The 22,309-nt window shown below is 70.6% G+C and carries 18 protein-coding genes; 12 read left to right on the top strand and 6 right to left on the bottom strand.

Going from position 1 to position 22,309, the window contains the following annotated elements:
* Positions 1-144: 144 nt before the first annotated feature.
* The 4 genes from dxs (at position 145) to IE206_RS41035 (ending at position 4,370) form a co-directional block, all read left to right on the top strand.
* The gene (dxs, locus tag IE206_RS41050) at positions 145-2,052 is read left to right on the top strand and encodes a 1-deoxy-D-xylulose-5-phosphate synthase (RefSeq protein ID WP_189971701.1); all 1,908 of its coding nucleotides are present in this window, start codon (positions 145-147) and stop codon (positions 2,050-2,052) included.
* On the top strand, positions 2,049-3,515 hold the full coding sequence (locus tag IE206_RS41045; protein WP_226599580.1) for an aspartate aminotransferase family protein: 1,467 nt from the start codon (positions 2,049-2,051) through the stop codon (positions 3,513-3,515). The genes dxs and IE206_RS41045 overlap by 4 nt, the downstream gene beginning before the upstream one ends.
* A gap of 69 nt (positions 3,516-3,584) precedes the next feature.
* Positions 3,585-4,184, top strand: a complete 600-nt coding sequence (locus tag IE206_RS41040; protein ID WP_189971699.1) for a helix-turn-helix domain-containing protein — start codon at positions 3,585-3,587, stop codon at positions 4,182-4,184.
* A gap of 15 nt (positions 4,185-4,199) precedes the next feature.
* Positions 4,200-4,370, top strand: coding sequence for a DUF6126 family protein (locus IE206_RS41035; protein ID WP_189971697.1), 171 nt, complete (start codon positions 4,200-4,202; stop codon positions 4,368-4,370).
* Between the two features lie 16 nt (positions 4,371-4,386).
* Here the strand turns inward: IE206_RS41035 and IE206_RS41030 are convergent, their stop codons facing one another.
* Complete coding sequence (locus IE206_RS41030; RefSeq protein ID WP_189971696.1) at positions 4,387-5,202, bottom strand: tyrosine-protein phosphatase; 816 nt, start codon at positions 5,200-5,202, stop codon at positions 4,387-4,389.
* 161 nt (positions 5,203-5,363) lie between these two features.
* Here IE206_RS41030 and IE206_RS41025 point away from each other — a divergent pair, with 161 nt between their 5' ends.
* The 7 genes from IE206_RS41025 to IE206_RS40995 all read left to right on the top strand — a co-directional run bounded on the left by IE206_RS41025 (position 5,364) and on the right by IE206_RS40995 (position 15,503).
* Positions 5,364-7,457, top strand: a complete 2,094-nt coding sequence (locus tag IE206_RS41025) for an alpha-galactosidase (protein WP_189971694.1) — start codon at positions 5,364-5,366, stop codon at positions 7,455-7,457.
* Between the two features lie 267 nt (positions 7,458-7,724).
* Positions 7,725-8,753, top strand: a complete 1,029-nt coding sequence (locus IE206_RS41020) for a catalase family protein (RefSeq protein WP_189971692.1) — start codon at positions 7,725-7,727, stop codon at positions 8,751-8,753.
* A gap of 62 nt (positions 8,754-8,815) precedes the next feature.
* Positions 8,816-9,232 carry a hypothetical protein gene (locus tag IE206_RS41015; protein ID WP_226599579.1) on the top strand — a complete coding sequence of 139 codons (417 nt, stop codon included), beginning with the start codon at positions 8,816-8,818 and terminating at the stop codon, positions 9,230-9,232.
* Positions 9,229-11,145 carry a GMC family oxidoreductase gene (locus IE206_RS41010; RefSeq protein ID WP_226599578.1) on the top strand — a complete coding sequence of 639 codons (1,917 nt, stop codon included), beginning with the start codon at positions 9,229-9,231 and terminating at the stop codon, positions 11,143-11,145. Before IE206_RS41015 ends, IE206_RS41010 begins: the two co-directional genes overlap by 4 nt.
* Positions 11,142-12,956: a peroxidase family protein gene (locus tag IE206_RS41005; RefSeq protein ID WP_189971690.1), complete on the top strand. Its 1,815-nt coding sequence runs from the start codon at positions 11,142-11,144 to the stop codon at positions 12,954-12,956. The genes IE206_RS41010 and IE206_RS41005 overlap by 4 nt, the downstream gene beginning before the upstream one ends.
* A gap of 13 nt (positions 12,957-12,969) precedes the next feature.
* Positions 12,970-13,941: a patatin-like phospholipase family protein gene (locus IE206_RS41000; protein WP_189971688.1), complete on the top strand. Its 972-nt coding sequence runs from the start codon at positions 12,970-12,972 to the stop codon at positions 13,939-13,941.
* A gap of 323 nt (positions 13,942-14,264) precedes the next feature.
* Entirely contained in the window at positions 14,265-15,503 is a 1,239-nt protein-coding gene (locus IE206_RS40995) for a S53 family peptidase (RefSeq protein WP_189971686.1), read from the top strand.
* A gap of 57 nt (positions 15,504-15,560) precedes the next feature.
* Here IE206_RS40995 and IE206_RS40990 read toward each other — a convergent pair whose 3' ends face one another.
* Positions 15,561-16,739 (bottom strand): erythromycin esterase family protein, encoded by a 1,179-nt coding sequence (locus IE206_RS40990; RefSeq protein ID WP_189971684.1) that lies wholly within the window; start codon positions 16,737-16,739, stop codon positions 15,561-15,563.
* Positions 16,740-16,953: 214 nt separating this feature from the next.
* Here IE206_RS40990 and IE206_RS40985 point away from each other — a divergent pair, with 214 nt between their 5' ends.
* Positions 16,954-17,745: an SGNH/GDSL hydrolase family protein gene (locus IE206_RS40985; protein ID WP_189971682.1), complete on the top strand. Its 792-nt coding sequence runs from the start codon at positions 16,954-16,956 to the stop codon at positions 17,743-17,745.
* A gap of 66 nt (positions 17,746-17,811) precedes the next feature.
* On the opposite strand, the gene IE206_RS40980 is transcribed toward IE206_RS40985, so the two are convergent.
* From IE206_RS40980 to IE206_RS40965, 4 genes are all read right to left on the bottom strand, one after another.
* Positions 17,812-18,789: an NAD-dependent epimerase/dehydratase family protein gene (locus IE206_RS40980; RefSeq protein WP_189971705.1), complete on the bottom strand. Its 978-nt coding sequence runs from the start codon at positions 18,787-18,789 to the stop codon at positions 17,812-17,814.
* A 188-nt stretch (positions 18,790-18,977) separates the two neighbouring features.
* Complete coding sequence (locus IE206_RS40975; RefSeq protein WP_189971703.1) at positions 18,978-20,249, bottom strand: phosphatase PAP2 family protein; 1,272 nt, start codon at positions 20,247-20,249, stop codon at positions 18,978-18,980.
* Positions 20,250-20,579: 330 nt separating this feature from the next.
* A complete protein-coding gene (locus IE206_RS40970; protein WP_189971679.1) occupies positions 20,580-21,197 on the bottom strand; it encodes a TetR/AcrR family transcriptional regulator in 618 nt (205 codons plus the stop codon).
* Positions 21,198-21,233: 36 nt separating this feature from the next.
* Complete coding sequence (locus IE206_RS40965; RefSeq protein WP_189971677.1) at positions 21,234-22,034, bottom strand: polysaccharide deacetylase family protein; 801 nt, start codon at positions 22,032-22,034, stop codon at positions 21,234-21,236.
* Positions 22,035-22,309: the final 275 nt, after the last annotated feature.

The raw sequence follows: 22,309 nt of genomic DNA, 5'->3' as shown, positions 1-22,309 counted from the left end.
CGTGGAGACGCTGATCGACGAGGCGATGAAGATCGCGGAGCAGATGGAGAAGGACGGCGTGACCTCGGGGCGGCCCGACGTCGCCGTGCGGTGAACATGAGCGTGCCGGTGGGCTGAACAGGATTCGAAAGAGGGGGCCCGAGCGTGACGATCTTGGAAAACATCCGGGGGCCGCAAGACCTGCAACCGTTGGACCAGGCCGAACTCGATGAACTCGCCCAAGAAATAAGGGAGTTCCTGATCCAGGCGGTGGCGCGCACCGGGGGCCATCTGGGACCCAATCTGGGGGTGGTCGAGCTGTCCATCGCCCTGCACCGGGCCTTTGAATCGCCGGTCGACCGCATCCTGTGGGACACCGGGCACCAGAGCTACGTACACAAACTGCTCACCGGCCGGCAGGACTTCTCGAAGCTGCGCACCAAGGGCGGCCTTTCCGGATATCCCTCGCGTGCCGAGTCCGAGCACGACGTCATCGAGAACAGCCACGCCTCCACCGTCCTCGGCTGGGCCGACGGGCTCGCCAAGGCCAACGAGGTGCTCGGCCGGGACGGGCATGTCGTCGCCGTCATCGGGGACGGCGCGCTCACCGGCGGCATGGCCTGGGAGGCGCTCAACAACATCGCCGCCGCCCGGGACCGCCCGCTGATCATCGTGGTCAACGACAACGAGCGCTCGTACGGGCCGACCATCGGCGGGCTCGCCAACCACCTCGCCACCCTGCGCACCACCGACGGCTACGAGCGGATCCTGGCCTGGGGCAAGGACGTGCTCCAGCACACGCCCGTCATCGGGCAGCCCCTGTACGAGTCGCTGCACGGTGCGAAGAAGGGCTTCAAGGACGCGTTCGCCCCGCAGGGAATGTTCGAGGACCTCGGTCTGAAGTACGTCGGACCGATCGACGGGCACAGCACCGAGGCCGTCGAATCGGCGCTGCGGCGGGCCAAGCGCTTCCACGGGCCGGTGCTTGTGCACTGCCTGACCGAGAAGGGGCGCGGCTATCAGCCCGCCCTCGACGACGAGGCGGACCGGTTCCACACGGTCAACGCGATGGACCCGCTGACCTGCGAGCCGCTGACTCCCTCCAACGGGCCTTCCTGGACGGCCGTGTTCGGCGACGAGCTCGTCCAACTGGCTGCCGAGCGGCCGGACATCGTCGCCATCACCGCCGCCATGCTCCACCCGACGGGCCTCGGCAGGTTCGCCGAGCGCTTCCCGGACCGGGTGTGGGACGTCGGCATCGCCGAGCAGCACGCGGCGGTCTCCGCGGCCGGGCTCGCCACCGGCGGCCTGCACCCGGTCGTCGCCGTGTACGCGACCTTCCTCAACCGGGCCTTCGACCAGGTCCTGATGGACGTCGCGCTGCACAAGTGCGGGGTGACGTTCGTCCTCGACCGGGCCGGGGTGACCGGTGTCGACGGGCCCTCCCACAACGGGATGTGGGACCTGTCGATGCTCCAGGTCGTGCCGGGGCTCAGGATCGCCGCGCCGCGCGACGCCGGCCAGTTGCGGGCGCAGCTGCGCGAGGCCGTGGACGTCGACGACGCGCCGACGGTGCTGCGTTTCCCCAAGGAGTCCGTCGGGCCCGACATCCCGGCCGTGACCAGGATCGGCGGCATGGATGTGCTGCGTCAGGACGACGACGCCGATGTGCTGCTCGTCGCGGTCGGGGTGCTCGCGCCCGTCTGTCTCCAGGCCGCCGAGCTGCTCGCCGGGCGCGGCATCCGCTGCACGGTCCTCGACCCGCGCTGGGTCAAACCCGTCGACGAACAGCTCGCCCCGCTGGCCGCGCGGCACCGCCTGGTCGCCGTCGTGGAGGACAACATCCGCACCGGCGGCGTCGGTTGGGCCGTCGGACAGGCCCTGCGGGACGCCGGAGTGGACGTGCCGCTGCGCGGCTTCGGCATCCCCGAACAGTTCCTCGCGCACGCCAAGCGCGCCGAGGTGCTCGCCGACATCGGGCTCACCCCGGTCGAGGTGGCGGGACGGATCGGCGCCGCCCTCGCGGCCACGGAGGAAGCCGCTGCGGCGGCCGAGAAGGAGAACGAGGCATGACCGAAGGCGAGCCGAAGGGCTTCGCGGTACCGGGTTCCGAGGCCCCCGGAGCCAAGGGCTTCACCTCTGAGCCCCCTCAGGGCAAGGGCTTCGACCTGACGCGACTCCTCGCCGAGCGCGGGGCCGAACGCTACGAGCTGCACACCAAGTACCTCAACCACCAGCTGCCGCGGATGCTGCACACCATCGGCTTCGACAAGGTCTACGAGCGGGCCGAGGGCGCCTACTTCTGGGACTCCGAGGGCAACGACTACCTCGACATGCTCGCGGGCTTCGGCGTGATGGGCCTCGGCCGCCACCACCCCGTCGTCCGCAAGGCCCTGCACGACGTGCTCGACGCCTCGCTCGCGGACCTGACCCGCTTCGACTGCCAGCCGCTGCCCGGCCTGCTCGCCGAGAAGCTCCTCGCGCACAGCCCCCACCTGGACCGGGTGTTCTTCGGCAACAGCGGCACCGAGGCCGTCGAGACCGCGCTCAAATTCGCCCGGTACGCCACCGGAAAGCCCCGCGTCCTGTACTGCTCGCACGCCTTCCACGGCCTCACGACAGGATCGCTCTCGGTCAACGGCGAGTCCGGCTTCCGCGACGGCTTCGCGCCGCTGCTGCCCGACACGGCGCTGCCGCTCGGTGATCTGGCCGCCCTGGAAAGGGAGGTGAGGCGCGGAGACGTGGCCGCGCTCATCGTCGAGCCCATCCAGGGCAAGGGCGTCCACGAGGCGCCGCCCGGCTATCTGCTCGCCGCGCAGGAACTCCTGCACCGGCACAAGGCGCTGCTCATCGCCGACGAGGTGCAGACGGGCCTCGGCCGCACCGGCGACTTCTACGCCTACCAGCACGACGAGGGCGTCGAACCGGACCTCGTATGCGTCGCGAAGGCGCTCTCGGGCGGCTATGTGCCGGTCGGCGCCACCCTCGGCAAGGAGTGGATCTTCAAAAAGGTCTACTCGTCGATGGACCGGGTCCTGGTCCACTCGGCCAGCTTCGGCTCCAACGCCCAGGCGATGGCCGCCGGGCTCGCGGTCCTGTCCGTCATGGAGGACGAGGGGGTCGTCGAGAACGCGCGTACCGTCGGCGATCTCCTGCGCACCCGGCTCGCCGCCCTGACCGACCGCTACGAGCTCCTCTCGGACGTACGCGGCCGCGGGCTCATGATCGGCATCGAGTTCGGACGGCCCAACTCGCTGAAGCTGCGCGGCCGTTGGACCATGCTCCAGGCCGCCCGCAAGGGTCTCTTCGCGCAGATGGTCGTCGTGCCGCTGCTCCAGAAGCACCGGATCCTCACCCAGGTCTCCGGCGACCACCTGGAAGTGATCAAGCTGATTCCGCCGCTGACCATCACGGAGCGAGAGGTCGACCGGTTCGTCGAGGCGTTCACCGCCGTCATGGACGACGCCCACGGCGGGGGCGGACTCATGTGGGACTTCGGCCGGACGTTGGTGAAGCAGGCGGTCGCCAACCGGTAGAGGCGCGTGCGGTTTGCCTCAGAGGCAAAAAGTTTGCCTCTGAGGCAATGGCCTGCCTGAATGGAGTGCATGAGCACTCCTGCCGACGATGTCGCGGCGCTCCCGCTCCCGGGCGTCGCCACCCGGCTGCGCGAACTGCGCCGCCGCCGCGGTCTGACCCTGGAGGCCGCCGCCCAGCGGGCCGGCCTCTCGCCCGCGCACCTCTCCCGGCTTGAGACGGGCGCCCGCCAGCCCTCGCTGCCGATGCTGCTCGGGCTCGCCCGCATCTACGGTACGACGGTCTCCGAGCTGCTCGGCGAGATGCCGCCGGAGCGCGAGCCCGTCATCCGGGCCGGCCGGGCCGCACCCCGCGAGGCCGACGGCTGGACGTACCACGAGGCCGGCGGCCCTGGCCGCGCCATGCAGGCGCTGCGCGTCGAGGTCCCGTACGGCACCCAGCGCGAGCTTGTCCGGGTGCACCCCGGTGAGGAGTGGCTCTACGTCCTGACCGGGCGGCTGAGGCTCAGCCTCGGGGACGCCACCCATGAACTCGATCCGGGTGACAGCGCGCACTTCGACTCGCTCACCCCGCACCGGATCTCCGCCGCCTCGCACGGCGGAGCCGAGTTCCTCTTCGTGCACACCCTGCTGCAGAGCCCCGATCCGCATCCGTACCACCCGCACAGCTGAGAGGACGGACCAGACATGTCCGAGCACGAGAGCGCGCCCGCCGCGGCGGCGCCCCGCAAGAACATCGAGGAGACCGCGGAGACCAAGTTTCCCCGGGGCCTGGTCGTGCGGCTCTTCGCCTACCTCATCGCCGGCCACATCTTCGCGGGCTTCCTCTACCTGCTCTTCGAGGTGGGCGGGAAGTAGCGCCCGGCCCGGCGGCTCAGACCGCGCCGTCCAGGAGCTGTTCGCGCAGCCGCTCGCGGGTCTCGGGGGCCAGCTTCAGGCCCTCGGAGAAGTAGCGGTCGGTGGAGCCCCAGGTCTCCTCGATGGTGTCGAAGGCCGCGTGCAGATAGCTCGCGCGGGCGTCGAAGAGGGGGCTGAGGAGCTCCATCACCTCGGGGGACATCGCGTCCGCGGACGTGCTGGAGCGGCGCACCTTGTAGCGGCGGTGCGGGTCGTTGGACTTGAGGTAGTCCGCCTCGATGGCGTCCCGCTCCACGCCGACCGCGAGCAGTGCGACCGCGATGGCCAGACCCGCCCGGTCCTTGCCCGCGGCGCAGTGCATCAGCGCGGGCACGCTGTCCTCGGCGAGCGCGTGCAGTACCCGGCTGTGCTCGGCGGTGCGTTCGGTGATGACCTCGCGGTACACGGAGATCATCCGGTCCGCGCCCCGGGTTCCCGAGAGCGCGGAGCGCAGCTCATCGAGGCCGCCGTCGCGGACCATCTTCCAGAACTCCGCCCCGTCGGCCGGATCCGTCATCGGAATGTTGACATTGCGCACGCCCGGCAGCGCGATGTCGGGCCCCTCCAGCTTCTGGTCCCCGGCGTTGCGGAAGTCGAAGACCGTGTGCAGGCCAAGGGTGGCCAGGTAGGCCGCGTCCGCCTCGGTGGCGTGCGCCAGGTGCCCGCTGCGGAAGAGCCGCCCGCCGCGCACCCGCAGCCCGTCCACGGTCGGCAACCCGCCCACGTCGCGGAAGTTGCGCACCCCCGAAAGCTCGGGCTCTGTCGCGGGGACCTGCGGAATCTGCTGGGTCACGGGGACTCCTGACGTCGATCCTGGGTGGCGCGTCCTGCGCGTCTGTCGACGATACGACATGCGTTCCTGGGGCAACCATCTCCCTGCCTGCTGCACAGGCGTTGCCCCGGGGACCCTGCCACCCCGATCCTGTGCGTACGTGTGCGGATCTGGGGGGCAAGATGATGGAGATCGGTGACAACGGACGCCTTTGGGTGCTCGGCGGGCGGACCAGCAGTTACGCGTTGCACCTCACGGACCGGGACGAGCTGCTGCACCTCCACTGGGGCCCCCGCATCTCGCTGGAAGCCGCGGCAGCGCTGGCCCGCGAGCCGCTCGCACCCCACTGGCCCTTCGAGTCCCGCACGGACGGACTGGAGGAGTACCCGGTGGAGGGCGGCCCCCGCTTCGTGCGCCCCGCGCTGTCCGTGCGGGCGGGTGAGACGCGCGGCACCGCCTGGGACTTCACGGGCTCGGACGTCGAAGGCGACGAACTGAAGCTGCGCTTCACCGACCCTGCGACCGGGCTCGCTCTCACCCTGCACTACCGCATGCGGGACGACTTCGACGTGGTCGAACGCTGGGTTACCGTATCCAGTCAACTGGCCGACGGGTCACTGGAGTTGCTGCGCGCTGACGCCGCCACCTGGACGCTGCCCGAGCGCGACGGCTGGCGCCTCTCCCAGCTGCACGGCCGCTGGGCCGCCGAATCCCGTCTCGTACGCTCCGGACTCACCCCCGGCGAGAAGGTGCTCGGCAGCCGGCGCGGGCACACCGGACACCAGCACCTGCCCTGGGTCGCCCTCGACGCCGGTGCGGAAGCCGCCGAGGAGAGCGGCGAGGTGTACGGCTGCGCGCTCGGCTGGTCGGGGTCCTGGCGCATCGCCGTCCACCACCTGCCCGACGGCCGGGTGCAGATCAACGGCGGTGCGGGGTACGACGATTCGGGCCTGATGCGGCTCGCGCCCGGCGAGTCGTACACCTCGCCCGTGTTCGCCGGGCTGTGGAGCGGCGCGGGGTTCGGCGGCGCGAGCCGGCAGTGGCATGCCTGGCAGCTGGCCCATGTGATCCCGCGCGCCGGCAAGCCCAGGCCGGTGCTCTACAACTCCTGGGAGGCCACCCTCTTCGACATCTCGGAGGACCAGCAGCGCGCCCTTGCCCGGCGGGCGGCCGACATGGGCGTCGAACTGTTCGTGGTCGACGACGGCTGGTTCGGCGCCCGCACCCACGACGCCGCCGGGCTCGGCGACTGGAGCCCCAACCCCACCCGCTTTCCCGGTGGGTTGAAGCCGCTGGCCGACGAAGTGCACGGCCTGGGCATGCAGTTCGGGATCTGGGTCGAGCCCGAGATGGTCAACCCCGACAGCGATCTCTACCGCGCCCACCCCGACTGGGTGCAGTTCCAGCCCGGCCGCACCCGCACCGAGTTCCGCAACCAGCTCGTCCTGAACCTCGCCCGCAAGGACGTACAGGACCACCTGTGGGAACAGCTCGACGGGCTGCTCACCAGCGCGCCCATCGACTACGTCAAGTGGGACTTCAACCGGTGCTTCACCGACGCCGGATGGCCGGGGGAGCCGTATCCGCAGAAGCTGTGGGTCGAGCATGTGCACGCGTTCTACGCCCTGGTGGACCGGCTGCGCGCCGCGCACCCCCACGTCGCCTTCGAGTCCTGCTCGGGCGGCGGCGGACGCATCGACCTCGGGGTGCTCTCACGCACCGACCAGGTGTGGACCTCCGACAATACCGACCCCCTGGACCGGCTCGCCATCCAGTACGGCTTCAGCCAGCTGCACCCCGCCCGGGTCATGGCCGCCTGGGTGACCGACAGCCCCAACACCCAGCTCAACGGGCGCGTCAGCAGCCTGCGCTTCCGCTTCGTGAGCGCGATGGCCGGGGTGCTCGGCGTGGGCGGCGACCTGACCCGCTGGAGCCCGGCCGAACTCGCCGAGGCGCGCGACTGGGTGGCGCTGTACAAGGAGATCAGACCGGTCGTGCAACTCGGCGCCCAGTACCGGCTGCGGCCGCCCGACGGCGGGCTCGGCGCCGTCCAGTACACCCGGGGCGACGACACCGTCGTCCTGGCCTGGCTCCAGGCCCAGCACTACGGAGAGCCGCCGCCCGCCGTCCGGCTGCGCGGGCTCGATCCCGCCGCCTCCTACACGTGCCCGGACACCGGGACCGTGTACAGCGGGGCCGTGCTGCTCCACCGGGGGCTCGCCACCGGGCTTCGCGGGGACCTGGACGCGGCCGTGTTCCGGCTGCGCAGGACGTGAGAGCGCTCTCGTACGTCCCGTATGACCGGACTCGGCCATGAACAGCCTTTGTTCATGGGGCAGTTGAGGTTGAGGCGCGGAGTCCGCCGACCCCGCCGGCGCGCCCGGAGCCCATGGAGCCCCGGCCGCCAGCACCGGTCCCGGTTGTTGTACGCCGATGCAAATAGCCGCCGGAGATCGAACAAGAGGCCCGAAACCGGCATACCCCGCCCACCCGGTGCCGAGTAGCGTCGCTGCTCCCCGCCCACGGTTGGGAGGAGCCGGACCATGTCCGATCCCCGGCAGCACGAGAAGTACGAGCAGTACGAGGGAGGCAGCTCCGAAGCCGAGCGCAAGGTCTTCGAGGAGCTCGCCCAGCGCATCGTACGGATCCAGCGCATCAACCAGGACACCGGTCGGCTTCCGGGCCCCGACCGGGCGTTCCACGCCAAGACGACCCTCGCGGTCGACAACGCCCGGGTGCGCTTCCACACCGATCTGCCCCTGAGCCTGCGTGAGGGCTTCGTCCAGCCGGGCGCCGAATACCCGGCCCTCGTGCGGTACTCCAACGCGGCCGGGGTCCCGGCCGCCGACGCCGCGCAGGACCTGCGGGGCATCGCCGTGCGCATCGTCGTCGGCGACGACGAACGGCACGACCTGCTGATGCTCAACATCCCCGCGTCGCACGCCGCCAACGCCCGTGAATTCGTCGAGTTCGCCGAGGTCATGGCGGGTGCGAGCGGCACCGCGCAGGTCGCCTACCGCTTCCTGGTGAAGCTGCCGCGCGCGGTGGGCCGGCCGGCCGCGACCCGCATGCGCAAGACCCTCCAGAAGGCCGTCGCGCGCAAGATCGGCAGCCTCTCCCAGGAGCGCTACTGGAGCCAGGCCCCGATCCTGTGGGGCGACGCCGGACCCGTCCAGTACCAGCTGCGGCCGAACCCCGGCGGGCTCCCGGCTCCGAAGCCCGACCGCTCCGACCGGGACCGGCTGCGCACCGAGTTCGCCGCCCGGCTGCGCGAACGGGACGTCGTGTACGAGCTGTGCCTGCAACGCTTCGTGGACGAGGCCACCACCCCGGTCGAGAACGCCTCCGTGGAGTGGCCCGAGGACGTGGCACCGCCCGTGCCCGTCGCCACGCTCACCATTCCGCGCCAGGACCTCGACTCCAACGAGGCGGTGGCCGTCACGCGCCGCATCGAGCAGCTCGTCTTCACGCCGTGGCGCACCACGGACGCCTTCCGGCCGCTCGGCAACCTCAACCGCTCGCGCGACGCCGCCTACGGGGCGAGCAGCGCCCGCAGGCTCGGCCAGGAGTAGGAGCCGCGGCCCGCGCCGGGCCGCCCCGCCAACGACCCGAACCGACTTGATGGGAGTGGACCATGCCGAAGAAACGCGCATCGGCCGCAGCGACCAGCACCGCCCGGCCCGCGGCCCTGTACGGCCTCGCCGGGATCCGGCTCCTGAACGGGGTGGCCGGACTCGTCGCGCCGGCCCTGCTCATCGACCGGCTCGACCGCGCATCCGAACCCAATCCGGCGGCCGTGTACGCCTTCCGGCTCTTCGGGATCCGCACCATCCTGCTCGGCCTCGACCTGCTCACCAACCGCGGCGAACGCCTGGAACAGGACCTCCGCGAGGGCGTCCTCATCCACGCCTCCGACACCCTGACCGCCGCCATGCTCGGCATCAAGGGCCTGCTGCCGCCCCGCACCGCGGCGATGACCACGCTGATCTCCGCGACCAACACCGCGCTCGCCGTGAGCGCGCTCGGCAATGGAGCGAAGGGGAAGAAGTGACGGGCGCGGACTACGACTACATCGTGGTCGGCGCGGGCGCGGGCGGCGGCCCGCTCGCCGCGAACCTGGCCGAGGCCGGCATGAAGGTGCTGCTCATCGACGCGGGCGGCGAGCACGAGAACGACAACTACCTGGTGCCCGCCTTCCACGGGGACGCCTCCGAGGACCCCGTCCAGTGCTGGAACTACTTCGTGCGCCACTACGCGAACGAGGAGCAGCAGCAGCGCGACACCAAGGTCGTCGCGGGCCAGGGCATCCTCTATCCGCGGGCCGGAGCCATTGGCGGCTGCACCGCGCACCACGCGATGATCACGGTCTATCCCTACAACCGGGACTGGGACGCCATCGCGGAGGCGACCGGCGACCCGTCCTGGCGGGCCGACGCGATGCGGGGCTACTTCGAGCGCATCGAGCGCTGCGGCTACCGTCCGAGGCCCAAGCGCCTGCCCGCCAACCCGCTTCTGGCCGCCGTCCTCAAGGCGCTCCCGTTCGTCTCCGACCGCTATCTGAACCGTTCGCGGCACGGCTTCGACGGCTGGCTGCCCACCCATCTCGCCGACCCCGCACTGATCATCCAGGACAAGCAGCTCCTCAAGGTCATCCTCACCGCAGCCGAGGGCGAGCTCGCCGACTTCCTCGGCCGCCCGCTCTCGCCCCTCGAAGGCCTCGGCGCGGTCGTCGACCCCAACGACTGGCGGGTGCAGACCCTCGGACTCGAAGGGCTGTGGCAGATCCCGCTGTCGACCGACCGGGGCCGGCGCAGCGCGGCCCGCGACCGCATCCGGGCGGCCCGCACCACCCACCCCGACAACCTGACCGTCCGCACCGACGTCCTAGTCACCCGCGTGCTCCTCGACGACGCCGGAGCGGCCGCCGGAGTGGAGTTCATCGACGCCGCCCGCGCCTACCGAGCCGACCCTTCGGCCTCGTACGAGCCTGGGCTCCCGCCCCTGGTGAGGCTGGCGGCCCGGCGCGAGGTGATCCTGTGCGCGGGCGCCTTCAACACCCCGCAGCTGCTCATGCTCTCCGGCATCGGGCCGCGCCAGGAGTTGGAGCGGCACGGCATCCCCGTACGCCTCGACCTCCAGGGCGTCGGCGGCAACCTCCCGGACCGCTACGAGGTCGGCGTCGTCAGCCGCATGGCGAAGGAATTCCCGATCGTCAAGGACTGCACCTTCCACGCGCCCGAGCCCGGCACCACCCCCGACCGCTGCTACCGGGCCTGGCAGCGCGGCGAAGGGCTCTACACCACCAACGGCTCGGTCGTCGGGATCACCCGCAAGTCCCGGCCCGGCCTGGACGCGCCCGACCTGTTCCTGTTCGGGTTCCCCGCCGACTTCCGCGGCTACTACCCCGGTTACTCGAAGGAGAACCTGCGCCACAAGGACCGGTTCACCTGGGCGATCCTCAAGGCGCACACCCACAACAGCGGGGGAGCGGTGCGGCTTCGCTCGGCCGACCCGCGCGACACCCCCGTGGTGAACTTCCACTACTTCGCCGAAGGCACCGACAAGGACGGCGTCGACCTGGAGGCGATGACGGACGCCGTGGAGTTCGTGCGCGGCATGAACCGCCGCGTCGGCGACTCCGTCAGCGAGGAAATCTGGCCCGGCAGGAGCGTCAACTCCCGGGAGCAGGTGCGGAGTTGGGTGCAGGACGAGGCGTGGGGGCACCACGCCTCGTGCAGCTGCCCGATGGGCGCCGACGGCGATCCCGCGGCCGTCGTCGACAGCAGGTTCCGGGTGCGCGGCGTCGACCGGCTGCGCATCGTGGACGCCTCCGTCTTCCCGCGCATCCCCGGCTTCTTCATCGCCACCCCGATCTACATGATCAGCGAGAAGGCGAGCGACGTGATCCTCGCCGACGCGCCACCACCACTGCCCCAAGGACAGCCCCAAGGGGGGATCCGATGAGCTCGTACCGCACCTCGTTGCCGTGGCGAATCGTCGTAGGCATCGCGGACTACCTGGACGCCAGGATCGGCTGGGACAAGCTGCCGCTGCCGCTCGGCCTCGGCACCCTCCTCGGACTGCGCGTCCGCTACCGCCAGGAGAACCTGCACGACACCAACAAGATCCCCGCGGTCAACGTGCCCGAACCGGTACCGCCGAAGGACTCGTTCAAGGTCAACCGCACCGCCGACGGCAGCTACAACGACCTCGACCAGCCCCGGATGGGCATGGCGGGCACCCGCTTCGGCCGCAACATCCCGCTGGACAAGATCGCCTCGGCGACCCCCGCCGACGTCCTCTCCGAACCCAACCCGCGCAAGGTCAGCCGCGAACTGCTCACCCGCGACACGTTCATCTCGGCCGACTCGGTCAACTCGCTGGTCGCCGCCTGGCTCCAGTTCATGGTCCGCGACTGGTTCAGCCACGGCCCGAGCCCCACCGACCGGCCCTGGACCGTGCCGCTCATGGACGACGACCCGTGGCCCGAGCAGCCCATGCAGATCATGCGCACCCCGGACGACCCCACCCGCGACCCGCACGCCCCGGCCGGCACCCCCGACACCCGCGTCAACGTCTTCTCGCACTGGTGGGACGCCTCCCAGATCTACGGCAGCACCGAGGACGAGCAGCGCGCCATGCGCACCGGCGAGCTCGGCAAGCTCCACCTGTGGGACGACGAGCGCATGCCCTTCCCCTCCGACCCCGCCAAGGACCCCTCGCGCGTGCCCGGCTTCTGGCTCGGACTGGCCCTGATGCAGGGCCTGTTCACCCGTGAGCACAACGCGATCTGCGACCACCTGCACGCCGCGTACCCCGAGTGGGACGACGAGGAGCTCTTCGAGCGGGGCCGGCTGATCAACGCCGCCCTCCTCGCCAAGATCCACACCGTGGAGTGGACCCCGGCCGTCATCAGCCACCCGACCACCGTCACCGCGCTGCACACCAACTGGTGGGGCCTGGCCGGGGAACGCGTCCACGACCTGTTCGGCCGGATCAGCAAGTCCGAGGTCGTCAGCGGCATCCCGGGCGGCGAGACCGACCACTACGGCGTGCCGTACGCGCTCACCGAGGAGTTCGTCGCCGTCTACCGGATGCACCCGCTGATCCGCGACGACTGGGAGCTGCGCGCCGCCAACGACAACACCACCCTGCGCAACGCCTCGTTCCGCGACATCGCGGGCCCCGAAGCCCTCAAGGTCCTCGGCTCCATCTCGACCACCGACCTCCTCTACAGCTTCGGCACGCTCCACCCGGGGCTCGTCACCCTGCACAACTTCCCGAAGTTCCTCCAGGAGTACGAGCGCCCCGACGGCCACCTCCAGGACCTCGCCGCCACCGACATCCTGCGCTCCCGCGAACTCGGCGTCCCCCGCTACAACGAGTTCCGCCGACTGCTTCGCCTGAAGCCCGCCGCGCGATTCGACGACCTGACGGACAACCCGCAGTGGGCGAAGCAGATCAGCAAGGTGTACGAGGGCGACATCGAGAAGGTCGACCTGTCGGTCGGCATGTTCGCCGAGAAGCTCCCCAAGGGATTCGCCTTCAGCGACACGGCCTTCCGCATCTTCATCCTGATGGCGTCCCGGCGCCTGAACAGCGACCGCTTCTTCACCGAGTACTACACCCCCGAGGTGTACTCGAAGGCGGGCCTGAAGTGGATCGACGACAACAGCATGGTCAGCGTGCTGCTGCGCCACCACCCCGAACTGCGCACCGCGCTCACCGGCTTGGGGAACGCGTTCGCGCCGTGGAACGTCGCCGGTCAGGAGTGAAGGGGGCGCCGCGATGACCAACGGTGAACGCAAGGCCGACGTCGTCCTCGAAGGAGGCGGCGTACGGGGCCTGGGCTCGGCGGGCGCCGTCATCCGCCTCCTGGAGGACGGCTACACCTTCCCGCGCGCGGCCGGCACCTCGGTCGGCGCCATCGCGGCGGCCCTTGTGGCGGCCGGGGTGGGCGCCAAGGAGCTGCGCGGCATCATGGACCGGCTCGACCTGAGCCGCATCCCGGACCGCCGGCCGCCCGGGGTGCCGTTGGTGAGCGAGGGGGTGGGTCTGTTCGGCACGCGGGGCGCGTACCGCGGGGACTGGATCAGGGAGTGGATCGAGGAGGAGCTCGCCGAGCTCGGTGTCTCCACCTTCGCCGATCTGCGCACCGACGACCCGGGCGCCGACGCCGACCTGGCCGACGACCAGAAGTACAAACTGGTCGTGCTCGCCACCGACGTCACGCGCGGCCGGCTGCTCCGACTGCCCTGGGACTACCACCTGTTCGGGCTCAAGGCCGAGGAGCAGAAGGTCGCGGACGCCGTCCGCTGCTCGCTGTCGATCCCGTTCTACTTCCGGCCGTGCGCCCTGACCAACCCGGTCACCCGGGAGTCCTCGGTGATCGTGGACGGCGGCATCCTGTCCAACTTCGCGGTCGACATCTTCGACCGCACCGACGGCAAGAAGTCGCGCTGGCCGACCTTCGGCGTGCGGATCATCCCCGACCTGCCGGCCGGGATCGCCAATCTCGCGCCGATCGCCGCGCGCGTCATGTGGCCGCCGCTGACGCTGCTCGAACAGGTCGTCACGACGGCCCTGGTCGGCCGCGACCAGACGTCCCTGGAGCGGCCCGGCGTGCGCGACCGCACCATGGCGGTCGACTGCACCGGCGTCGGCATCACCGACTTCCGCATCGACGCGGAGGCCCGGGACGCGGTCGTCGAACAGGGGCGGAAAGCGGCCGGGGAATTCCTGGGACGCTGGAAAGGCTGACGCGAGCCCGATTTGAGTGCCATAGAGGGAAGCGACCCCTCATCTCCCGTAAAGAGATGGGGGGTTCGTCCATGACCGGGGCATGGTGTGACCGCCGGACCTGATCTCTTCACCCCTCCCTCACGCGAAGCGCACTTGCGCACATAGGCAATAGACAGCCTTTGCCATGTGGCGCCTGTCAACCGGTGTTGTCCGTAGGTACGTTCATGACTGCCCCCACTTTCCGTGGTGGCAGTCTCCGAACGTCACTTTGTCATGCACTCGACGTTTCTTCGCGTCCCGTCCGTCCCAGGGCAGGACGATCCCCCCATGGAGGAAGAACCGTGCAACACATACGAACCTCCAGGTTCGGACAACGAGCCGGCGGCGCCTCGGCGCTCCTCTCCCTGGTCGCGCTCGTCACCGGCGGCCTGCTCGCCGCGGCCCCCACAGCCGCCGCGCAGCAGGCCAACGACCCCGCGTCCAACGTCAAGCAGCTGTGCGCGACGGCCAAGCAGGGCCAGATGCACTGCCTCGCGCTTGAGCGTACGGACGTCCAGCAGCACAGAGGCATCACCGCCGAAGCCGCCCCCTCCGGCCTCGGCCCCGCCGACCTCCAGAAGGCCTACAACCTCCCGGCGAGCGGGGGTTCCGGCCAGACGGTGGCCATCGTCGACGCGCAGGACGACCCGAACGCCGAGTCGGACCTGGCCACCTACCGCTCGCAGTACGGGCTGCCCGCCTGCACCACCGCGAACGGCTGCTTCAAGAAGGTCGACCAGGACGGCGGCTCCAACTACCCGACGGCGGACGCCGGTTGGGCCGGTGAGATCTCGCTCGACGTCGACATGGTCAGCGCCGCCTGCCCGCAGTGCCACATCCTGCTCGTCGAGGCCAAGTCCGCGAACATGGACGACCTGGGTGCCGCGGTGAACCGCGCGGTCACCATGGGCGCCAAGTTCGTCTCCAACAGCTACGGCGGCGGCGAGGACGCCTCCGACACCACCGCCGACAGCAAGTACTTCAACCACCCGGGCGTCGCCATCACCGTCTCCTCCGGTGACAGCGGATACGGCGTCGAGTACCCGGCGGCCTCGCAGTACGTCACCGCCGTCGGCGGCACCTCGCTGAAGAAGGACAGCAGTACGCGCGGCTGGTCCGAGTCGGTCTGGGGCTCCAGCTCCGGTGGCGACGGCGCCGGTTCCGGCTGCTCGGCGTACGACCCGAAGCCGTCCTGGCAGAAGGACACCGCCTGCGCCAAGCGGGCCGTCGCGGACGTCGCCGCGGTCGCCGACCCGGCCACCGGCCTCGCGGTGTACGACACTTACCAGGCAAGCGGGTGGAACGTGTACGGCGGCACCAGCGCCTCGTCGCCGATCATCGCGAGCGTGTACGCCCTGGCCGGCGCACCCGGCGCGAGCTCGACTCCCTCGTCCTTCCCCTACGCCCACACCGGCTCGCTGAACGACGTCACCTCCGGCGCCAACGGCAGCTGCAGCGACTACCTGTGCAAGGCGGGTACGGGCTACGACGGCCCGACCGGCCTCGGCACCCCGAACGGCACGGCGGCCTTCACCGGCTGACTCGTCCAGTGAGCGGGGGCCGTCGCATCGCGGCGGCCCCTTCGCCCGTCCTCGGTCTCACGGCAGCCACCGGACCGGGGACGCCCGGCGTACGTGGACGAGCACGTCGAAGGCGTCGGCGAGCGAGTCGACCGCGAGGTACCCGGTGGCGTCGCGGGCCGGGTCGTAGACGCCGCTGATGACACGGGCCTTCGCTGGACCGTCCCAGTGGCTGCGGACGTCGTCGAGGCGCAGGTCCAGCCAGTGCGCGGGCAGGTCCACCTCACCGAGCCGCGCGTCGATGAGGTCGGCGGCCGGTTCCGGGACGGCGACGGAACCGAGATCCCCGTGGTGGAAGCCGATGGCCACGGACACGTACCGGGCGCCGTACTGCTTGCGCAGCACGCTGCCGACGGTGGGCTGCGGACCGCGCTCCGGTGCCATGCCCAGGACGGTCTCGGTCGCCGACGTGTGCGCGATGCCGTCCCAGTAGACCGTGCGCAGCCCGGTCCGGCGCTGGAAGTCGCCGACGACCTCGGACCATTCCCCGGCTTCGCCCGCGTAGTTGCCCCGCCCGGCGACGCTGTGCGCATGGAAGTCCGCGATCAGCCGCATCCGCGCCAGGACGCCGTCGTGCGCGTCGACGCCGGGCAGCGACCGGAGCAGCGCGAGCGCGTCGCGGGCATGCTCGGCGAAGGGGCGCCCCGGGTGGATTCCGCGCGCGCGCTGGACGTGCTCATCGGTCCGGTGCGCGGTCCGGATCGGGTCCAGATGGGACGCCAGCTCCGCGAGCCGCTCGGGGGCCGACTCCCGGACGTGGTCCAGGACGGCGTCGTAATCCTCCGGCCCCGCCTGGGCGGGCTTCACACCGAAGATCCGTACGGGGTCGTGCGGGTGCTCCCGGTTGAACTCCCGGATCCACTGGAGCGATGCGGCAAGCTCGACGGTGCGCTGCGGGCGCCAGGCGTGGTCGAGTGCGGACGCGGCCGAGCCGTCGCCGCCGAGCACGTACCGGTCGAGCTCGGCGCCGACACCGGCGCTGTCTTGCACGGCGAGGGCCCGGAACCCGTGGTGCCGGACAAGGCGGCGGAAGAGCTGGTCGCGTATGCCGTAGGTCTCCCGGGAGAACCGCGTGGACTCCCCGATGCCGACGATCGCGGCATCACCGGCGAGCCTGTCGGCCAGCTCGTCGAGCGAGCCGTCGGAGAGGGGAAGGGAAAGGACGGAGGCCTCGGGAACCGCGCTGTTGTTGATCATGTCGCTCAGTCTTCAACCTGAAGTCCGCTTGAGGTCAAGGGCCTTCTGCCCGAGGCCTCGTACGGCGTGAATCTCCGAGCCCCGTCAGGCAGTTGCGGGTTTGCCTCCGGCCTATTCCCGAACCTGGGAAACTGACCGGGTGGTCTATATCACCCACCGTCAACCCCTCCCTACGGTGGCGTAGGTCACTTGCGTGGGTGAAGGATAAGCACTCGTGGCAGACGATTCGAGATCATTCAGCAGCGGCACGTTCGGGTCGTACACGGCGATCGGCGACAGCTTCACGGAAGGCGTCGGCGACCCCGGCCCGGACGGGGCATTCGTCGGCTGGGCGGACCGGTTCGCAGTGCTGCTCGCAGACCAGCGGCCGGAGGGGTCCTTCCGCTACGCCAACCTCGCGGTGCGGGGCAAGCTCCTCGACCAGATCGTCGAGGACCAGGTCCCCAGGGCCAAGGAACTCGCCCCCGACCTGGTGAGCTTCTGCGCGGGCGGCAACGACATCATCCGGCCCGGCACGGACCCCGACGAGGTGGCGGAACGCTTCGAGCGGGCCCTTGCCGACCTGAAGTCGGCCGTCGGCACCGTCATGGTGACCACCGGCTTCGACACCCGGGGCGTCACCCTGCTCCGCCATCTGCGGGGCAAGATCGCGACGTACAACGGGCATGTGCGGGCCATCGCGGACCGCTACGACTGCCCGGTGCTCGACCTCTGGTCGCTCAAATCCGTCCAGGACCGGCGGGCCTGGGACGACGACCGGCTGCACCTCTCCGCCGAGGGGCACACCCGGGTCGCGCTGCGCGCCGCCCAGGTGCTCGGGCTCGACGTCCCGGCCGACCCGGACCAGCCGTGGCCCCCGCTGCCGCCGCGGGGCACCCTGGAGGTGCGGCGCGACGACATCCACTGGGCGCGCGAGTACCTGGTGCCGTGGATCGGTCGGCGGCTGCGCGGCGAGTCGTCGGGCGACGAGGTCTCGGCCAAGCGCCCCGATCTGCTGCCTCTTTGACGAGCCGTCAGACCTGGCGAAGCGTCACTGGGTGGCGCCGTCAGGCCTGACGGTCCGGATGGCCGGTCAGCCGCCCAGCACCTTCGCCTCGGTCGCCGGGGCGAGGCCGACCCGGGGCCGGTCCGGGCGCTGGGGCGCGGTCCCGCCGATCGAGCGGAGCCAGGTCCAGGTGTCGGCCGCCGTCTCCTCGACGGGGCGGCACCGCAGCCCGGTCGCGACCGCCTTCGCCACCGCCGAGTTGTGGATCTTGTCGTGCAGCTCGCCCGGCGGAAGCCACACCGGAAGTTGCAGCCACGGCTCGATCCCGGCGGCGAGGATCGGCTCGGGGTCGGTCCAGCGCAGCACGGCCCGGTCACCGGTGACCCGCACACAGGCGTCGAGGAGCGAGCCCATCGTCGCGTGCCCCGGCGGGCTGACGACGTTGTACGGGCCGCTGAGGCCGGCCTCGGCCGCGTCCAGGGTCCACTCCGCGAGGTCGCGGCAGTCGATGTACTGGATCCCGAGGTCGCGCGGGCCCGGCGCGAGCATGTCGCCGCCGCGCGCGGCGCGGTTCAGCCACCACGGCAGCCGGCCGATGTTCTCCCACGGGCCGAGGATCAGGCCCGCCCGCACCAACAGGGTCCGGTCCGCGCCGTATTCGCGGATCGCGGCCAGTTCGCCGCCGCGCTTGGCCTGCGGATAGGCCACTTCGCCCGCCTCGTCGGCGGAGCCGTCCACCAGCGGTGCGTCCTCGCCGGCGTCGAGCGAGGCCGTCTCGGGGTACACCGAGCGGCTCGACACGTACACGTAGTGGCCGGCCCGTCCGGCGAGCAGCCGGGCCGCGTCGCGGACGACGGCCGGGGCGTGCGACCACGTGTCGACCACCACGTCCCACTCGCCGTCCGCGAGCGCCGCGAGGCCTTCGGGGGAGGTGCGGTCGCCGTGCAGCGAGACCACCCCGGCAGGTGGTTCGTGCCGCCCCCGGTGGAAGACCGTCACCTCGTGCCCGCGGGCGAGGGCCGCCTCGGTGACGGCCCGGCCGACGAATTCCGTTCCACCCAGCATCAGCAGTCTCATGATCGCTACTCTGCCCGCTGGGGGAGGGGCGGGGAACGGTTGCTTGCTCTCGGCGTAATCCCGTCGAGCGGGAACCTTCACCGTGCGACCGGCACGGTGAAGGTCTTCGCCCGCACACGTTCAGCTTCTTGTCCCCTGGCGGTAAGCGCTCGGCCCACCGCCCGCTCCAGGATGACTCAGACGAGTTCGGGTTGCAGTTCCGGTTGCCGTGCCGGTGCGACCCGCGGCTCCCACAGCCTGGTCGTCCGTACGAAGCTGTAGATCACCGAGACCATCGCCAGCATGAGAAGGGGGCCGAAAACCCACGGATGATCGGCCATCTGTACCGGGAGATAGCGGTAAGCCACCAGGAGCGCGGCGAAGACGGCCGTGCCGTAGGCGACGAGCTGGATTCCGGACCGGTCCCAGCCGCGGGCGAGCGCGCGCAGAGCCGCCTCGATCGTGAGGGCGAACACCACGCCGGCAATGATGTCGGTGCCGTAGTGATAGCCGAATCCCAGCGTCGCGCCGAGCGTGGCGATCAGCCAGAAAGCACCCGCTATGCGCAGGATCAGCGGACCCTTGCGGGAATGAACGAAGATGGTGGTCGCCCACGCCGTGTGCAGGCTGGGCATGCAGTTGCGCGGGGTGAATTCGTTGAACCCCATGTGGTGCGGAGCGCCACCGCCGGGCGGGGTGTTCGGCCACAGGTTGGCCACCGCGAAGTGCCCGCCGTCGGCGCCGTACGCGAAGATCGGTCCGACCACCGGGAAGATCATGTAGATGGCGGGCCCGAGCAGGCCGATCACCAGGAAGGTGCGCACCAGGTGATGGGCCGGGAAGCGGCGCTCGGTCGCCACGTTGCGCAGCTGGTAGAGCGCGACGACGACCGCCATCACGGCGAGCTGGATGTAGACGTAGTCAAGGACGTGCGCGCCGATCGAGCCCGTGGCGTTGACGATCCGGCCCGCCACCCAGGACGGGTCGCCCAGCGCGTGATCGGCCGTCGCCACGTACTGGTCGAGCACCGTCGGGCGCGTCTTCGACGTGATGAGCAGCCAGGTGTCGCCGGTCTTGCGGCCGGCCACCAGCAGGAGGCCGAGGCCGACGCCCTTCAGGAGCAGCATGCGTTCCTGGCCGGTGCGACGCGTGATCGCGATGACCGCGCAGGCCAGCATCACCCACAGTGCGCCGTTGCCGAACATCATCTTGGCGTCGACTGCCCACCGCACCAGAAAGAAGACGACGTCGATGCCGATGGCGGCACCGATCGCGACAAAGCGTTCCCGCCAGGTGAGTACCACCATCATCAACGCCATACTGGCGTACAACAGCGGCCCCGACTTGGGCGCGAATATCACCTCTTTCGCCTGGTTGATCATCGGCCCCGGCAGGCCATAATGATGGGCGGCAATCTCCAACGCGATGAGGAATCCGAGGGTCACCACACCTGCGGCGGCCCACAGCATCACCCGGGGTTGACGCCATGCAACTGTAATTCTGCTATTTATTCGCGATATCAATTGTTTGGCCGATTTGTTTAGACGCCGATGTGTGAGACGTTGACTAAGCGAGTCACTCTTCGTGGTCGATTGCATGGTTTCCGTGAAGGGTGGAACGCTATGGGCGATCATCTGAGTCGGATCATGTTATCGGAGTCGGTGTGGGTGGTTTTCGCCGGTCATGAGCGGAGTGCCGGCCAGGTGATCCCGCACCGCATCGCCGCAGGACACGGCGCTGCCGTGCGAAGGGCGAGGGGGGATCCGGAAGCGGAAGCCGGGCTTCGATGGGTCCGGCCATCAGCGGGGCGTGGTCAACGCCACGCGGTCCACGCCCAGTTCGCGGGCCAGCGCGTCGTCCGCCCACTCCAGCATGGCCGCGCGTGACAGCGAGCCCGGATACGAGATCATCTGCACGGCCAGTCCGTCGAGCAGGGCGGTCAGCCGCCAGGCCGCGCCCGCCGGGTCCGCGCAGCCGAACTCCCCGGCCGCCGCGCCCTGTGCGATCACCTCGGTCAGCGCGGCCTTCCACCGCTGGTCGAGGCTGTGTGTCACCTCGCGCAGCGCGGGCTCGCGGAGCGCCGCCGCCCAGCCCTCGATCCACAGCCGCCAGCCCTTGGCGGGCCCGGTCGGCGCGTACCAGCGCACGGCCGCCCGCAGTCTGCGCAGCGCGCTGGTGCGGCGCCCCAGGATCTTGTGCAGCTGGGCCAGATCGTCCTCGGCCGCATGGGCGAAGGCCGCCGCGACCAGCTTCTCCTTCGTCGAGAAGTGGTACAGGACAAGCGCGTTGCTGACGCCGAGCGAAGCGGCGACGTCGGCGATCCGTACCGCTGAGACGCCGCGCGACTCGATCTGTCCGACCGCGGCCCGCAGCAGTTCCTCGCGCCGTTCCGCCACACCCAACCGCACTCTGGCCATGGGCCGACCCTACATACGGGCGTACGCGGCCGATGGTCACGGCCGGTAGACCGTGCCCGGCCGTGCGGTGCCCGGCGCGAGCAGCTGCGGGACGGTCACGAAGGTGTAGCCGCGTTTCTTGAGCTGGTCGATGATGCCGGGGACGGCGGGCACCGTGCCGTCGTAGATGTCGTGCAGCAGGATGATCCCGTCGCGGCCGGCCTGGTCGAGTATCCGCTGCTGGATGAGGGCGCTGTCGGTGGTCGCGTAGTCCTTGGCGGTCGCGCTCCACAGCACCTGGGAGAGGCCGAGCTCCTCGCTGACGTCCTTGACCTCGCCGTCGGTGCGGCCCTGCGGCGGGCGCATCAGCGTCGGCTCGCGGCCGGTCAGCGCCTTGATCGCCTGCTGGGTGCGGCCGAGTTCGGAACGGATCTCGGCGGGATTCAGCTGATCCAGGCGGCGGTGCGTCCACGTGTGGTTGGCGATCTCGTGGCCCTCGCCGGCGGCCCTGCGCACGGTCTCCGGGTAGGTGTCCACGTGGTTCTTGCCGAGCAGGAAGAAGGTGGCGTGCACCTTCTTCTCCTTGAGGATGTCGAGGAGTTGGGGCGTGTGCGGGCCCGGCCCCGCGTCGAAGGTCAGGGCGATGCACTTGGCCTTGGCGCAGTCCACGGAACCCGAGGGTTCGGCCGTATCGAGGTGGGTCTTGGCATCGGAGGCCTTGACGTCGGCCTGCCCGCGCGCCTCCTTGGGAGAGGTGGAGTCCTGGCCGCAGCCGGCCAGGGCCAGGGTCAGCGTGGCGGCCGTGACCAGGCATGCGGCGGCCCGGGACCGTATGGAACGTGGGCTGTTTCTGAGCATGGCGGTGCTCTCTCCGGCGGTGAGATTTCCCCTTCGTGACCCTCGGGCGAGGATCTCCGGCGGACTATACGCGAGGTGTATACATCGAGTGCATAGTGGGGCGCGAGGTGGCCGGAACGGGATGACCAGCTTGTTGGCGGGGCCCGCAGGGACGTGCGGCTGCCGGGGGGGTGCCCCTATGACTTTGGTCAAGGGGTCGGGGCGGGTTGGGGGTCGTAGAAGGTGCCGTCGCGGAGCATGGCGAACAGGACGTCGGCTCGGCGGCGGGCGAGGCA

It is taken from the genome of Streptomyces violascens, assembly GCF_014649955.1.
In the GTDB taxonomy this organism is placed as follows: domain Bacteria; phylum Actinomycetota; class Actinomycetes; order Streptomycetales; family Streptomycetaceae; genus Streptomyces; species Streptomyces violascens.
The sequence above is the reverse complement of the archived record's forward strand: the minus strand, read 5'-3'. Positions and strand labels throughout refer to the sequence as shown.